11 protein-coding genes are annotated in these 15,141 nt (G+C 72.2%); 5 read left to right on the top strand and 6 right to left on the bottom strand.

Annotation, left to right across the window (positions count from 1 at the left end; all coding sequences use genetic code 11):
* The first annotated feature begins 80 nt into the window (after positions 1-80).
* From ACIP4O_RS23935 to ACIP4O_RS23920, 4 genes are read left to right on the top strand one after another with little or no spacing between them, the layout of a single operon-like run.
* The gene (locus ACIP4O_RS23935) at positions 81-2,081 is read left to right on the top strand and encodes a biotin carboxylase N-terminal domain-containing protein (protein WP_401577352.1); all 2,001 of its coding nucleotides are present in this window, start codon (positions 81-83) and stop codon (positions 2,079-2,081) included.
* Entirely contained in the window at positions 2,078-3,244 is a 1,167-nt protein-coding gene (locus ACIP4O_RS23930) for an acyl-CoA dehydrogenase family protein (protein WP_401577350.1), read from the top strand. The genes ACIP4O_RS23935 and ACIP4O_RS23930 overlap by 4 nt, the downstream gene beginning before the upstream one ends.
* Before the next feature lie 16 nt (positions 3,245-3,260).
* A complete protein-coding gene (locus ACIP4O_RS23925) occupies positions 3,261-3,995 on the top strand; it encodes an enoyl-CoA hydratase family protein (protein ID WP_401577348.1) in 735 nt (244 codons plus the stop codon).
* Positions 3,983-4,591: a TetR/AcrR family transcriptional regulator gene (locus ACIP4O_RS23920; protein WP_401577346.1), complete on the top strand. Its 609-nt coding sequence runs from the start codon at positions 3,983-3,985 to the stop codon at positions 4,589-4,591. The genes ACIP4O_RS23925 and ACIP4O_RS23920 overlap by 13 nt, the downstream gene beginning before the upstream one ends.
* A 75-nt stretch (positions 4,592-4,666) precedes the next feature.
* Here ACIP4O_RS23920 and ACIP4O_RS23915 read toward each other — a convergent pair whose 3' ends face one another.
* From ACIP4O_RS23915 to ACIP4O_RS23895, 5 genes are all read right to left on the bottom strand, one after another.
* Positions 4,667-5,692, bottom strand: coding sequence for an ABC transporter permease (locus ACIP4O_RS23915; RefSeq protein WP_401577345.1), 1,026 nt, complete (start codon positions 5,690-5,692; stop codon positions 4,667-4,669).
* The gene (locus tag ACIP4O_RS23910) at positions 5,689-6,651 is read right to left on the bottom strand and encodes an ABC transporter permease (protein WP_401577343.1); all 963 of its coding nucleotides are present in this window, start codon (positions 6,649-6,651) and stop codon (positions 5,689-5,691) included. The genes ACIP4O_RS23915 and ACIP4O_RS23910 overlap by 4 nt, the downstream gene beginning before the upstream one ends.
* Positions 6,644-8,257 (bottom strand): sugar ABC transporter ATP-binding protein, encoded by a 1,614-nt coding sequence (locus ACIP4O_RS23905; protein ID WP_401577341.1) that lies wholly within the window; start codon positions 8,255-8,257, stop codon positions 6,644-6,646. The genes ACIP4O_RS23910 and ACIP4O_RS23905 overlap by 8 nt, the downstream gene beginning before the upstream one ends.
* Positions 8,257-9,360, bottom strand: a complete 1,104-nt coding sequence (locus ACIP4O_RS23900) for an ABC transporter substrate-binding protein (RefSeq protein WP_164287800.1) — start codon at positions 9,358-9,360, stop codon at positions 8,257-8,259. Before ACIP4O_RS23900 ends, ACIP4O_RS23905 begins: the two co-directional genes overlap by 1 nt.
* A 190-nt stretch (positions 9,361-9,550) precedes the next feature.
* Entirely contained in the window at positions 9,551-10,597 is a 1,047-nt protein-coding gene (locus ACIP4O_RS23895) for a LacI family DNA-binding transcriptional regulator (RefSeq protein WP_361335491.1), read from the bottom strand.
* A gap of 213 nt (positions 10,598-10,810) precedes the next feature.
* On the opposite strand from ACIP4O_RS23895, the gene ACIP4O_RS23890 reads away from it, so the two are divergent.
* Positions 10,811-13,504 carry a PA14 domain-containing protein gene (locus ACIP4O_RS23890; RefSeq protein ID WP_401577775.1) on the top strand — a complete coding sequence of 898 codons (2,694 nt, stop codon included), beginning with the start codon at positions 10,811-10,813 and terminating at the stop codon, positions 13,502-13,504.
* Positions 13,505-13,664: 160 nt separating this feature from the next.
* Here the strand turns inward: ACIP4O_RS23890 and ACIP4O_RS23885 are convergent, their stop codons facing one another.
* Positions 13,665-15,107 carry a GH1 family beta-glucosidase gene (locus ACIP4O_RS23885; RefSeq protein WP_401577338.1) on the bottom strand — a complete coding sequence of 481 codons (1,443 nt, stop codon included), beginning with the start codon at positions 15,105-15,107 and terminating at the stop codon, positions 13,665-13,667.
* Positions 15,108-15,141: the final 34 nt, after the last annotated feature.

The raw sequence follows: 15,141 nt of genomic DNA, 5'->3' as shown, positions 1-15,141 counted from the left end.
GCCCGGCGCGGACCGTGTGCCCCCGGCCGCCCGCGCCCGTACGAGAGCACCCGCCACCACCCCGCGAGAGGAGCCACCCCATGACCATCACCCCGCGCCCCGTCACCCGTCTCCTCGTCGCCAACCGCGGTGAGATCGCCCGCCGCGTCCAGCGCACCTGCCGCACGCTCGGCATCACCACCGTCGCCGTCCACTCCGATCCCGACACGCACGCCCCGCACACCACCGAAGCCGACCTCGCCGTCCGCCTCCCCGGCGCCGCCCCCGCCGACACCTATCTGCGCGCCGACCTGATCCTGGACGCCGCCAAGGCCTCCGGGGCCGACGCCGTGCACCCCGGCTACGGCTTCCTCTCCGAGAACGCCGCCTTCGCGCGCGCCGTCACCCGCGCCGGGCTCACCTGGATCGGACCGCCGCCCGAGGCCGTCGAGGCGATGGCCTCCAAGACCCGCGCCAAGGACCTCATGGCCCGCGCGGGCGTCCCCCTCCTCGCGGCCGTCGATCCCGCGCGGGCCGGCGAGAAGGACCTCCCGCTGCTCCTCAAGGCCGCCGCGGGCGGCGGCGGGCGCGGGATGCGGCTCGTACGGGACCTCGCGGACCTGCCCGCCGAACTCACCGCCGCGCGCGCCGAGGCCCGCGCCGCCTTCGGCGACGACGAGGTGTTCGCCGAGCCCTACCTCGACCGGGGCCGCCACGTCGAGGTGCAGATCCTCGCCGACCTCCACGGCACCGTGTGGGTCCTCGGCACCCGCGACTGCTCCCTCCAGCGCCGCCACCAGAAGGTCATCGAGGAAGCGCCCGCGCCCCACCTGCCCCCCGCGCTGCGCGAAAGCCTGCACGGCGCCGCCGAAGCCGCCGCGCGCGCCGTCGCGTACACCGGCGCGGGGACCGTCGAGTTCCTCGTCGACGAGGACCGCGCCCACTTCCTGGAGATGAACACGCGCCTCCAGGTCGAACACCCCGTCACCGAGGCGGTGTACGGCGTCGACCTTGTCGCGCTCCAGATCGCCGTGGCCGAGGGCGAGCCCCTCCCGCCCGCGCCCCCCGCGCCGAGCGGGCACGCCGTCGAGGCCCGCCTCTACGCCGAGGACCCCGCCGACGACTGGCGCCCCCGTACCGGACGCCTGCACCGCTTCCGCACTCCCGCCCACCTGCGCACCGACTCCGGGGTCACGGACGGCGCCACCATCGGCGTCTACTACGACCCGCTCCTCGCCAAACTCGTCGCCCATGCCCCCACCCGCACGGCAGCCCTGCGCGCCCTCGCCGACGGACTCGAACGCACCACGCTCCACGGCCCCGTCACCAACCGCGACCTCCTCGCCCGTACGCTGCGCCACCCCGAAGTCGTCGCGGGCGGCGCCGACACCTCCTTCTACGGGCGCCGCCTCACCGAGCTGACCGCACCCGCCGACGCCCGTACGGAGGAACTGGCCGCACTCGCCGCCGCCGTCGCCCAGGCCCGTACCGCCGCCGAAGCGCGCGGCCGCCCCGTCGGCGGCTGGCGCAACCTCCCCTCGGCGCCCGCGCTGCGCGCCTACCGCGCCGGACCCGCCGGGACGGTCCACGAGGTGCGCTACCGCACCACCCGCCACGGCATCCGCCCCGAGGACCACCCCGGCGTCACCGTCGCACCGGACACCGCCCCCGGCACCGTCCACCTCACGAGCGACGGTGTCCGCCGCACGTACCACGTCGCCGTCTACGGCGAGCAGGACGGCGCCGAGGTGTACGTCGACACCCCCGGCGGCACCTCGCACGCCTTCACCGCCCTGCCCCGTTTCCCCGAACCCGCCGCCACCACCGCGCCCGGCTCCCTCCTCGCCCCGCTCCCCGGCACCGTCGTCCGCCTCGCCGAGGGAATCCGCGAAGGGGCCGAGGTCACCGAGGGCGCACCCCTGTTGTGGCTGGAGGCGATGAAGATGGAGCACCGCGTGAGCGCCCCGCGCGCCGGAGTCCTCGTCCGCCTGCCCGTCGAGCCCGGCCGGCAGGTCGAGGTCGGCGCCCTCCTCGCGGTCATCGAGGACGCGGAACCCCCGCACGACACACCCCGTTCCCCGAAGGAGGACCCCGCACCATGAGCGCTTCCGACATCGTGGAGAGCCAGGAGCACCAGGACCTGCGCGCCGCCGTCGCCGCCTTCGCCCGCTCCTACGGCCGCGACTACCTCACCCGCACGCTCGCCGCCGGGGAACCGCCGCACGAGCTGTGGCGCGAGGCGGGAAAGCTCGGCTACCTCGGCGTGAGCATCCCCGAGGAGTACGGGGGAGGGGGCGGCGGGATCAGCGAACTCGCCCTCGTCCTCGAAGAACTCGGCGCCGCCGGGTCGCCGCTGCTCATGATGGTCGTGTCCCCGGCGATCTGCGCCACCGTCATCGCCCGCTTCGGCACCGAGGCGCAGAAACGCGCCTGGCTGCCCGGACTCGCCGACGGCAGCCGCGTCATGGCCTTCGGCATCACCGAACCCGACGCGGGCTCCAACTCCCACCGCATCACCACCACCGCGCGCCGCGACGGCGAGGACTGGCTCCTCACCGGGCGCAAGGTGTTCATCTCGGGCGTCGACCTCGCCGACGCCGTCCTCGTCGTCGGACGCACCGCCGACGCCCGCAGCGGGCGCCTCAAGCCCTGCCTCTTCATCGTCCCCACCGACGCGCCCGGCTTCACGCGCAGACCCCTCGCGATGGAACTCAAGGCCGCGGAGAAGCAGTTCGAGCTGACCCTCGACGACGTCAGGCTCCCCGCCGCCGCGCTCGTCGGCGACGAGGACGCGGGACTCCTCCAGCTCTTCGCCGGGCTCAACCCCGAGCGCGTCATGACCGCCGCCTTCGCGATCGGCATGGGCCGCTACGCGCTCGGCCGCGCCGTCGCGTACGCCAGGGAACGCACCGTCTGGAAGACGCCCATCGGCGCCCACCAGGCCATCGCCCACCCCCTCGCCCAGGCCCACATCGAACTCGAACTCGCCCGCCTCATGACCCGCCGCGCCGCCGCGCTCTACGACGCGGGCGACGACATCGGCGCGGGCGAGGCCGCCAACATGGCCAAGTACGCCGCCGCCGAAGCCTGCGCGCACGCCGTCGACCAGTCCGTGCACACACTCGGCGGCAACGGCCTCACCGAGGAGTTCCAGCTCGCCTCGCTCCTCACCGCGAGCCGCGTCGCCCGCATCGCGCCCGTGAGCCGCGAGATGATCCTCAACTACGTCTCCCACCAGACCCTCGGCCTGCCCAAGTCCTACTAGAAAAACGGGAGTTGTCGTGACCCTCCGCACCGGCCCCGACGAGCGGGGCGTGCGCACCCTCCTGCTCGACGCCCCCGAGCGCCGCAACGCGCTCTCCGCCCCGCTCGTCGCCGCCCTCACGACGGCTCTCACCGAAGCGGGCGCCGACCCCGGCGTCCGCGCCGTCGTCCTCGGCCACACCGGGACGACGTTCAGCGCCGGTGCCGACCTCAAGGAACCCCCCGAACCCGCCGCGATCCTCGCCCTGCTCCGTACCGTCGTCGCCCTCCCCAAGCCCGTCGTCGCCGCCGTCACCGGGCACGTACGGGCCGGGGGCCTCGGCCTGCTCGGCGCCTGCGACCTCGGCTTCGCCGGGCCCCGCGCCGACTTCGCCTTCACCGAGGCCCGCCTCGGCCTCGCGCCCGCGGTCATCTCCCTCCCCCTCGCCGCCCGCCTCGACCACACCGCCGCCCGCCGCTACTACCTCACCGGGGAGCGCTTCGGGCCCGCCGAGGCCGCCCGCGTCGGGCTCGTCACCGAGGCCGTGGCGGACACCGACGCGGCACTCGCCCCCGTACTCGACGCCCTGCGCGCGTGCTCCCCGCAGGGCCTCGCCGAGAGCAAGCGGCTCGCCACCGCTACAGTGCTCGCGGACTTCGCCGCGCGCGGCGAGGACATGCTCGCCCTCTCGGCCGGGCTCTTCGCCTCCGCCGAAGCACGCGAGGGGATGACGGCCTTCCTCGAACGACGGGAGCCCCCATGGGCACGGTGACACGCGCCGCACGCGGCAGAGCACCCCGCCAGGACCGCAGCCGCGCCACGCGCGAACGGCTCCTCGAAGCCGCCGTCACGTGCGTCGCCGAACACGGCTGGACCCGCTCCACCGTCGCCGTCGTCGCCGAGCGCGCGGGCGTCTCGCGCGGTGCCGCCCAGCACCACTTCCCGACCCGCGAGGACCTCTTCACCGCGGCCGTCGCCTACATGGCCGAGGAACGCTCCGCGGCCCTGCGCGCCCTCTTCCCCGGCCCCCCGCCCGACCGCCACGCCGTCGTCTCCGCCCTCGCCGACCTCTACACGGGCCCGCTCTTCCGCGCCGCGCTCCAACTCTGGGTCGTCGCCTCGCAGGAGGACACCCTGCGCGAGGAGGTCGTGGCCCTCGAAGCCCGCGTGGGCCGCGAGACCCACCGCATCGCCGTCACCCTCCTCGACGCCGACGAGTCCCGCCCCGGCACCCGCGAAACGGTCCAGGGTCTCCTCGACATGTGCCGCGGCCTCGGCCTCGCCGACCTCCTCACGGACGACGGCCCCCGCCGGGAGCGCGTGGTGCGGCAGTGGGCGGCACTTGTCGAGGGAGCCCTGGGGGAGTGAGACTCGTCCCAGCCCCTCCGGCGATTGCGGAGCGGAGCCCCGCGACGGCACTGCCGCACGCAGGCTCCCGCCCCCTCACCCCATCCGCCGCCTCCGTTTCGCCAGCCACGTCTGTGCGATCACCACGACCGCCAGGAACGCCCCGGACACCACCTGCTGGTACGAGGAGTCCAGCGAGCCGATCTGGTTGATGATGTTCTGGATCACCTTCAGCAGCAGCACCCCCACGAGCGAACCGCTCAGGAAGCCGGAGCCGCCGCTCAGGAGCGTCCCGCCGATCACCACGGCCGAGATCGCGTCCAGCTCCATGCCGTTGCCGAGGATCGTCACGCCCGACGCCAGCCACGCCGCGTTCAGGGCGCCCGCGAGACCCGCGCACAGCCCCGACAACGTGTACACGTACGTCTTGGTACGGGCCACGGGCACGCCCATGAGCGCCGCCGCGTCCTCGTTCCCGCCCACCGCGTACACGTACTGCCCGAAACGGCTGCGGCGCAGCGCGACCCCGCCGAGCAGGAACAGCGCCACCGTGATCCACACCGGGACCCCGATGCCGAGCAGCTTGCTCTGCCCCAGGTGCGTGAACCACGTCGACTTGTCGACGAGATACGTGTTCGCGCCCTCGTCCGTCACCGCGAGCAGCAGCCCCCGCGCGCCGAGCATCGACGCCAGCGTCACGATGAACGGCGCGAGCCGCGCCCGCGAGATGAGCAACCCGTTCACCAGGCCGATGAGCCCGCACACCGCGAGCGGCAGCAACAGCGCCACCGCGGTGCCGTACCGCGAACCCCACGCCGCGAGCACCCCGCCGAGCGCGAAGAGCGAGCCGACCGAGAGGTCGATGCCGCCCGTGACGATGACGAAGGTCATGCCGAGCGCCACCACGGCCAGGAACGACGAGGACAGCGCCATGCCCTCCAGGTTGTCCCCGGTCAGGAACGTGTCGAAGCACAGGCTCGCGACGATGACCGCCAGGACGAGCGTGAGCAGCGCCCCGTGCTGCTGCGCGAGCGCGCTCAGCCGCTCCCCGCGACCGGGGCCCCGCTCCTCGGGGTACACCTGCTTCTCCTCGGCCGGGACCTCGGCGATCGTGCCGTTCACCGCTTCCCCCTCTCCCGCGCCGCGTAGACCGCGAGAACGATGACGACCGCCTGCGCGATCTGCGTCCACGAGGGCGGCAGGTCGTGCTTGATGAGCGTGGCCGTCAGCAACTGGATGAGCACCGCGCCCGCGACCGTGCCGCCGATCCGTACCCGGCCCCCCGACAGCGGGGTGCCGCCCACCACGACGGCGGTGATCGCGGAGAGTTCCATGAGGGTGCCGAGCGAGGTCGGGTCGCTCGCCTGGAGCCGCGCCGTCGCGAGAATCCCCGCCACCGCCGCGAGCAGTCCCGACACCACGTACACGATGACCAGCACGCGCCGCACCGGGAGCCCCGCGAGCTTCGCCGCCGCCCGGCTGTCGCCGATCGCGAGCAACTGCCGCCCGAACGTGGTGCGCCGCACCACGAAGGCCACCACCACGGCGAGCACGGCGGCGATGACGACGAGATACGGGATACCCAGCACGGAGCCCGTGCCGAGCGTGTTCATCCCGGAGTTGCGCACGTCCTTGAGTTGGGGGAGCAGCACGAGCGCGAGGCCGCGACCGCCCACCATCAGCGCGAGTGTCGCCACGATCGGCTGCACCCCGACGAAGGCGACGAGCGCCCCGCTCGCGAGCCCCGCGAGCACCCCGCCGAACGCCGCCATGAGCAGCGCCGGTACGAGCCCGTACCCGAGATACAACGACAGCAAGGACGTCGCGAGCGCCATCACCGCGCCCACCGACAGGTCCACGCCCTCGGTGCCGATCGCGAGCGCCATGCCGAGCGCCACGATGACGATCGGCGCGACCTGCACGGCCTGGGTGCGGAAGTTCTCGGTGGACAGGAAGTGGGGGGTGAAGGCGATGTTGACGAGGAGGAGGACGACGACGCCCGCGTAGACCCCGTACTCCTGGAGCAGTTGGCGCAGCCGCTGCCGGTCGGCGAGCGTGGCGCGCAGTGTCAGCTCAGTCATCCCCGTCCCCCTTCCCGGCCGCGTCGCTTCCGCCGCTCCCGCCGAGGAGCGCGTCCGCGGGCGGCACCACCGAGGCGATCTCCGCCTTGCCCGCCTGTTCGTCCGCCGAGGGTGCGGTGGCGATCGCCGCCATGAGGTGGTCCTCGCTCACCTCGTCCCCCGACAGTTCGGCGACCACCGCGCCGTCCTTCAGCACCACCACGCGGTCCGAGCCCTCCACGAGTTCCTCCGGATCGGAGGAGATGAGCACGACACCGAGTCCCTCCCCGGCCAGTTCGTCGACGAGCCGCTGCACCTCCGCCTTCGCGCCGACGTCGATGCCCCGGGTCGGCTCGTCGAGGAGCAGCACCTTCGGCTGCATCGCGAGCCAGCGCGCGAGCAGCACCTTCTGCTGATTGCCGCCGGACAGCTCGCCGACCTTCTGGCCGACACCCGAGGTCTTGATGCGCAGCCGCTTGACGAAGGTGTCCACGATCCTGTCGACGCGCTTCTCGTCCACGAGACCGAAGCGCGAGAGCCCGGGGAGCGCCGCGAGCGCGATGTTCTCGCGCACCGACAGGCCCGGCACGATCCCCTCGGCCTTGCGGTCCTCGGGCAGCAGGCTGATCCCGGCGCGTATCGCGGCGGGCGTCGATCCGGTACGTACCGGGTCACCGTCCACCGCGACCGTGCCCGCGTCGGGGGGCAGCGCGCCGGCCACGGCCCGCACGGTCTCGCTGCGGCCCGAGCCGAGCAGCCCGCCGAGCCCGACGACCTCCCCGGGGCGGACCGCGAACGACACCTTCTCCAGTTGGTGGCGCACCGACAGGTCCTCCACGGCGAGCACCGGCCGTCCCTCGCGCGCGTGATTGCCCGTGAACTTCGTGACGCCCTCCGCGCGCACCTCGCCGAGCTGCCTGCCCAGCATGAGCGACACGAGCCGCAGCCGTTCCAGCTCCGCGAGCGGCCCGGTGTGCACCACCTTGCCGTCGCGCAGCACCGTCACCTGGTCGCACACCTCGTACAGCTCGTCGAGCCGGTGGCTCACGTACACCACCGCGATGCCCCGCTCGCGCAGCATCCGGATGACGCCGAAGAGCGTCTCCACCTCGCGCGGCTCCAGCGACGACGTCGGCTCGTCCATGATGACGACCTTCGCGTTCACCGAGACCGCGCGGGCCAGTGCCACCATCTGCTGCGTACCGACGCTCAGTTCACCGAGCGGACGGCGTACGTCCACCCGCACCCCGAGCCCCGCGAGCGCCTGCGCGGCCTCGCGGTGCATCCGGCCGAAGTCCACGAGGCCGAGGGCGCGGCGCGGCTCGCGGCCCAGGAAGAGATTGCGCGCCACGCTCATGAGCGGGACGAGGTTCACCTCCTGGTAGATCGTGGAGATGCCCGCCTCCTGCGCCTGGAGCGGGGTCGCGAACCGCACCTGTTCGCCCTGGTACGTGACGCTGCCCCCGTCGGCCCGGTAGACCCCGGTGAGCACCTTGATGAGTGTGGACTTGCCGGCCCCGTTCTCCCCGATGAGCGCGTGCACCTCGCCGGCGCGGGCGGTGAAGTCCACGCCGTCGAGGGCACGCGTCCCGGGAAAGACCTTGGTCAGCCCGGAAACGGAGAGCATCAGAAGGCCTTGCCCAGGTCGGCCTCGGCGTTGGTCTTGTCGTAGGCGCTGTCCTTGATGACGATGTCCTGCTGGACCTCCTCGCCCTTCGTGAAGGTGTCGAGGGTCTGGAAGGCGAGCGGGCCGAAGCGCGGGTTGGACTCGATGACGCCGGAGATCCAGCCGTCCACGATCTGCTTGACCGCGTTGCGCGTCCCGTCGACCGTCACGATCTTCACGGCTCCGGGCTTCTTGCCCGCGCTCTTGAGGGCGTTGACGGCGCCGAGGCCCATCTCGTCGTTCTCGGCGTAGATGCCCTTGATCCCGGGCTTGGACTGGATGAGCTGCTCGGTGACCGACTGGCCCTTCTCGCGGGCGAAGTCGCCCGTCTGCTCGAAGACCACCTTGAGGTCCGGGGCCTTCTCGGCGATGCGGTCCTTGAAGCCCTTGGTGCGCTCGGTCGTCACATTGTTCCCCGCCGCGCCGAGCAGGATCGCGACCTCGCCCTTGCCGCCCGTCGCCTCGATCATCTTGTCGGCGGCGCGCTTGCCCTGCTCGACGAAGTCGGAGCCGATGAAGCTCACGTAGTCCTTGCACGGATCGGCGTTGATCTTGCGGTCGATCGTGACGATCGGGATCTTCTTGGCGCTCGCGGCCTGGAGCACCGGCTCCCAGCCGTCCGAGTTGAGCGGCGCGATGACGAGCAGGTCCGCGCCCTTCGCGATGAGGTCCTGCACATCGCTGATCTGCTTCGAGAACTGCGACTGCGCGTTGACGGCGAGGAGTTTGACGCCGCGCTTCTTCGCCTCGGACTTGAGCGAGGCCGTCTCGGCGATGCGGAAGGGGTTGGCCTCCTTCTCGGACTGCGAGAAGCCCACCGTCGCCGAGGCCAGGTCGATCTTCTTCGCACCGTAGGCGTCGAGCGTGCAGCCCTTGCCGCCGGCCGCCGGGGTCTCGACGACCTGCCCCGCGTCCTTGCTCTCCGTCGCGGTCGCGTTCGTGTCCTTCGACCCGCTGTCGTCGTCCTCCGACTTCGCGCAGCCGGTGGCAAGGGCGAGACTCGCGGTCAGGGAGACGGCCACGAGGGCCTTGAGGGTGGTGCGGTGGTACGCGGACGACTTCATGGTGTTCTCCCGTAGCGGCACGGACCCGTGCGAGCACACGGGCACAAGGGAAAGGAACGTGGTCGTACTGCGGTCGGCCCCGCTTCTCCGGGCCAACTCCGCTTGTGCGTCTGGTTTTTACATCGTTGGAAGGTGGCTGTAAACCCCTCCCGGCCAAGGCGGCCGGACGGGGTACCCCCGCGACGGCTCCTCAGCGCCTTCCGAGTGTGCTCTCGCGCTCCAGGAGCCGGAAGGGGGCGAACACGGAGGGCTGTTGCTCGGGCCGCGCGTCCGCGTCCGGGCTCCCGCGCAGCGCCGCGGCCCGCTCCAGCGAGCTGACCAGCGAGGACACCGCGAGCCGCGCGATCGCCCTCTTGTCGGGCGAGACCGTCGTGAGCGTCACGGCGCCGTACCGCGACTCCGGTACGTCGTCGAATCCGACGACCGCCACGTCCCACGGGACCCGCAGGCCCCGCTCGTGGAGCACCCGCATCGCCCCCACCGCTACCAGATCGTTGTAAGCGAACACGGCGTCAGGACGCACCCCCGAGTCCAGCAGCCGCGCCATCCCCTCCGCCCCGTCGCCCCGGTCCCAGCCCCCCGTCGGCGCCGCCAGCCGCTCCCCGCCTTCGAGCCCCGCCGCCCGCAACTCCTCCCGCCAGCCCTGAAGCCGCAGCTGGGCGGGCCTGTTCGGGGAATCGGTGCGCGCCCCGAGGAAGGCGATCCGGGTCCGGCCGAGCCGGATCAGGTGCCGTACCGCGCTGCGGGCCGCCGCGACGTTGTCGATCGCGATGTGCGGATAGGGCAGCGCGTACTCCCGCTCCCCGAGCAGCACGAGCGGTACGTCGTCCGTCCTGGCCGAGAGGTCCTCCGGTTCCAGTTCGAGCGGCGACAGGATCAGCCCGTCGATGACCCGCGCCCGGAAGCCCTGACTGACCAGGACCTCCCGCTCGCGCTCGCCCCGCGTGTGGTCGAGCAGCACCGTCAGCTCGTGCTCGGCCGCCGCGTCGATCACCTCCCCCGCCAGCTCGGCGAAATAGGGATTGCCCAGCTCGGGCACCGCGAGCGCGATGATCCCCGTCCGGCCCTTGCGCAGGTTGCGGGCGGTCAGATTGGGGCGGTACCCCAGTTCGTCGATGGCCCGCTGGACCCGCTCCCGCATGGCCGGCGTGACGTGCTCGTAGTGATTGACCACGTTCGAGACGGTCTTGATCGACACGCCCGCCAGTTGCGCGACGTCCTTGAGGCTCACCCGCACGAAAACCCCTCCGCTTCACTCCGCGTCCGGCGCCCGGACGCGTCTGTCATGACCCTGGACAGTAGGCGAGAGGGCGTGCTCTCATGCCAACTGCCGTTCCTTGCAACGTTGTACAGACTGGAGCGGCGAGCCGCCACCCTTCCTCGACATGACATCGGGGGACCTTGCGCAAAGGCCCCCGTGGCAAAGCCCCACGGCAAGAAGGAGGAGCACGTGCGCAACCGCAGCAGATTCTCCCCGGCAGGGGGCGTGGGACGCCCCCTCGCCCTGTGCGCCGCCGCATTGCTGGGCCTCGCGGGACTCACCGCGACGTCCACCGCGAGCGCGGCGGACCCCGGGAGCACTCGCCCAGCGGCAGGCACCCTCACCCCCCACCCCACCTCCACCCCCCACAAGGCCGGCACCGCGGACGCCGCGGAGCTGCACGGCCTCAGGGGCGACTACTACACCCAGTCCGCCCCCGGCGCCTTCGACTTCGACCAGCTCAAGGCCACCGCCTTCGACCCCTCGCTCGACTTCGGCAGCCTGGAGTCCCGCCTGCAACAGGCCACCGGACAGGCCGACGACGTCAACATCCGCTGGACGGGCCGCCTCGTCCCCGAGACGAGCGGCGAGCACACCTTCCAGATCAAGGGCGACAACGGCTTCCGGCTCTGGATCGGCGACGACCTCGTCATCGACCACTGGGTCGACGACTGGGACAAGGAGCAGGTCTCCCAGCCCGTCACCCTGGAGGCGGGCAAGGCGTACGACATCAAGCTGGAGTACTTCGAGCACGAGGGCGGCTCGAACCTCCACTTCTCCTGGACCCCGCCGGGCGGCACCCAGACCCCCGTCCCGCAGTCCGCCTTCCGCACCCCCGAGAACTGGTCCTACGACGGCGCCACCTCCGCGACCGTCACCAGCACGGGCCGCACCCTCGAACTCGGCTTCCCGCACTCCCTCGCCACCCCGCCGAGCACCGTCGCCCAGCACCTCAGCGCCAATATCGGCGGCGCCGACTGGCCCCTCGGCACCGTCCGCAAGGACCCCGCCGACCCGGCGAAACTCCTCGTCGCGCTCAAGGAACCCGTCGTCGGCGCGGGCGGCTCCGTCGACGTCCGGTACGACGGCGAGGGCGGCCTGCGCACGAAGGACGGCGGCGACGCGATCGGTGCCTTCTGGGCGGGCGGCGCCAACAAGTCCACGTACCAGCTCAGCACCCGCTGGGCCAAGGACGTCGGCCCGAAGAACGCGCTGCCCGAGTACCCGCGCCCCCAGCTCACCCGCGACCGCTGGCAGAACCTCAACGGCACCTGGCAGTTCGCGGCGGCGAAGGAGGGCCAGGCCCCGCCGCTCGGCAAGAACCTCGCCGAGCGCGTCCTCGTCCCCTACCCGATCGAGTCGCAGCTCTCCGGCATCGAGCGCCACGAGGACCGCATGTGGTACCGGCGCACCTTCACCGTGCCGGCGAACTGGAAGGTCGGCCACGACCAGCGGCTCCAGCTCAACTTCGACGCCGTCGACTGGCAGGCCGACATCTGGGTCAACGGCAAGAAGGTGACCAGCCACAAGGGCGGCTACGACCGCTTCTCCGCGGACGTCACCGACGCGCTCAAGCCGGGCCGCACCCAGGAACTGGTCGTCGGCGTCTACGACCCGACCGACGCGAAGGACGGCGAGAACCCGCCGGTCGGCAAGCAGCGCCTCGACCCCAGCGGCATCTGGTACACGCCCAGCTCGGGAATCTGGCAGACCGTCTGGATGGAGCCCGTCGCGGCCGAGCACACCGACTCGCTCAAGCTCACGCCCGACGTCAAGAACCAGCGCCTCGCCGTCGACGTCGACGGCACCCGCGCGGGGCTCCCCGTGACCGCCACCGCCTACGACGGCAAGCGCAAGGTCGCCACCGTCCACGGCCGCACCGGCACGACCCTCCAGCTCCCCGTCAGGAACCCGCACCTGTGGTCACCCGACGACCCCCACCTCTACCGCCTCGAGGTCAGCACGGGGAAGGACCGCGTCGGCAGCTACTTCGGGATGCGGGACATCTCCGTGCAGAACGTGAACGGCACGCCGCGCACCGAGCTCAACGGCAAGCCCGTCTTCATGATGGCCACCCTCGACCAGGGCTTCTGGCCCGACGGCCTCCACACCGCACCCACCGACGAGGCCCTGAAGTACGACCTCGTCCAGCACAAGAACCTTGGCTTCAACTCCGTGCGCAAGCACATCAAGGTCGAACCCGACCGCTGGTTCTACTGGGCCGACAAGCTCGGCCTCCTCGTGTGGCAGGACATGCCGGCCATGGCCGCGGTGCCCGACAACGCGAGCGAGAAGGCCGAGTACGAGCACGAGATGAAGCAGATGATCGACCAGCACGCGAGCAGCCCCTCGGTCATCATGTGGGTCACCTTCAACGAGGGCTGGGGCCAGTACGACCAGGCCCGGGTCGCCGACCAGGCGAAGAAGTGGGACCCCAGCCGCCTCGTCAACAACATGAGCGGGCTCAACTGCTGCGGCGCCGTCGACGGCGGTAACGGCGACATAGCCGACGCGCACGGCTACCCGAGCCCGGCCCTGCCCGCGCCCGACGGCAAACGCGCCCTGGTCAGCGGTGAGTTCGGCGGACTCGGCCTCGCCGTACCGGGCCACGCCTGGCCGGTCCAGCAGAGCTACGTCGGTGTCGAGAAGGAGGCCTACACCGACGAGTACCTCAAGAAGGTCGACGAGGTCCGCGCCCTCGCCTGCAAGGGCAGCAACGGCTCCGTCTACACGCAGATCGCCGACGTCGAGGGCGAGCTGAACGGCATCATGACCTACGACCGCTCGGTCATGAAGGCCGACGTCGGCAAGGTCCGCGCCGCCCAGCGCGCCCTGATCGACGACGCCTCGCGGGACGCGGTACGGGGGTGCCCGGCGAGCTGAGCGCCGCTCCGGCCCGTACGGAGGGCTTCACCCCGTACGGGCCGGAGCACCCGTACCGGCGGGGCGGGCGCCCCCACGTGACGCCCGCCCCTCGGCGGGAGCGGGCGGGCGACCCCCACGGCGCCCGCCCGCTCCGTCCCGGCCCCCCGGCCCGGTGGTCTCAGTCCGGCAGTCCGCCGCGCCGGATCACGTCCGCGTACCAGTGGGCGCTCGCCTTCGGGATGCGCCGCTGCGTGGCGTAGTCCACGTACACCGTGCCGAAGCGCTTCGCGTACCCGTAGGACCACTCGAAGTTGTCGAGCAGCGACCACAGGAAGTACCCGCGCACGTCCGCGCCGTCCGCGACCGCCTGTCGCACCGCCTCCAGGTGGGAGTGCAGGTACGCGATGCGCTCGGGGTCCTCGACGCGACCCTCGGGCGAGACGTAGTCGTCGAACGCCGCGCCGTTCTCGGTCACCATGAGCGGCAGCTCGGGGTGTTCCTCGTGGAGCTGCGTCAGCAGGGCGTGCAGGCCCGAGGAGTCCACCGCCCAGTTCATCGCCGTGCGCGTGCCCGGGGCGAGGTGGAAGGCGACGTCCTCGGAACCGGTCCACGGCGAGTGGTCGCTCGCCCCGTGCCCGTCGTCGCGCGAGTCGCCCGCGCCGTCCGAGGCGGAGACGATCGTCGGCGTGTAGTAGTTGACCCCGAGCACGTCGATCGGCGTCGCGATGGCCTCCAGGTCGCCGGGCCTGACCAGTTCGTCCCAGTCCACGAGCGAGGCCGTGCGCCGGAGCAGGTCCTGCGGGTAACCGCCGTCGAGGATCGGACCGGTGAAGACCCGGTTGCCCACCTCGTCGATCCGCCGTGCCGCGTCCGCGTCCTCGGAGCTCGTCGTGAGGGGGCGCACCTGGTGCAGGTTGAGCGTGATCGAGGTCTGCGCGTTTGCCGGGAGCAGCCCGCGCAGCACCTGAACGCCCTTGCCGTGCGCCAGGTTGAGGTGGTGCGCCGCGCGCAGCGTCGCCGCCGGCTCCGTACGCCCCGGAGCGTGCACCCCGGAGCCGTAGCCGAGGAAGGCCGAGCACCAGGGCTCGTTGAGCGTCGTCCACATGGGCACCCGGTCGCCGAGCGCCCCCGCCACGAGCGCCGCGTAGTCCGCGAAGCGCTCGGCCGTGTCGCGCAGCGGCCACCCGCCCGCGTCCTCCAGCTCCTGCGGCAGATCCCAGTGGTAGAGCGTCGCCACCGGCGTGATCCCGGCCTCCAGGAGCGAGTCCACGAGGCGCCGGTAGAAGTCGAGCCCCTGCTCGACGGCGGGGCCGCGCCCCGTGGGCTGCACGCGCGACCAGGAGACGGAGAAGCGGTAGGCGCCGAGCCCCAGCTCCTTCATCAACGCGACGTCTTCGCGGTACAGGTGGTAGTGGTCCGCGGCGATGTCACCGGTGTCGCCGTTGCGGACCTTGCCGGGGGTGTGACTGAAGGTGTCCCAGATCGAGGGGGTCCGGCCGTGCACCGTCGCGGCCCCCTCCACCTGGTACGAGGCGGTGGCGGCGCCCCACAGGAAGCCGGTGGGGAAGCCGGTGGGGGAGACGGCCGGGCGAGTACCGGACTCGGGTCGTACAGCGGTCATGTGGAAGCGCTCCCATGAAATGGAGGGGAAGGGG

Source organism: Streptomyces sp. NPDC088923 (assembly GCF_044749745.1).
Lineage (GTDB): Bacteria > Actinomycetota > Actinomycetes > Streptomycetales > Streptomycetaceae > Streptomyces.
The sequence above is the reverse complement of the archived record's forward strand: the minus strand, read 5'-3'. Positions and strand labels throughout refer to the sequence as shown.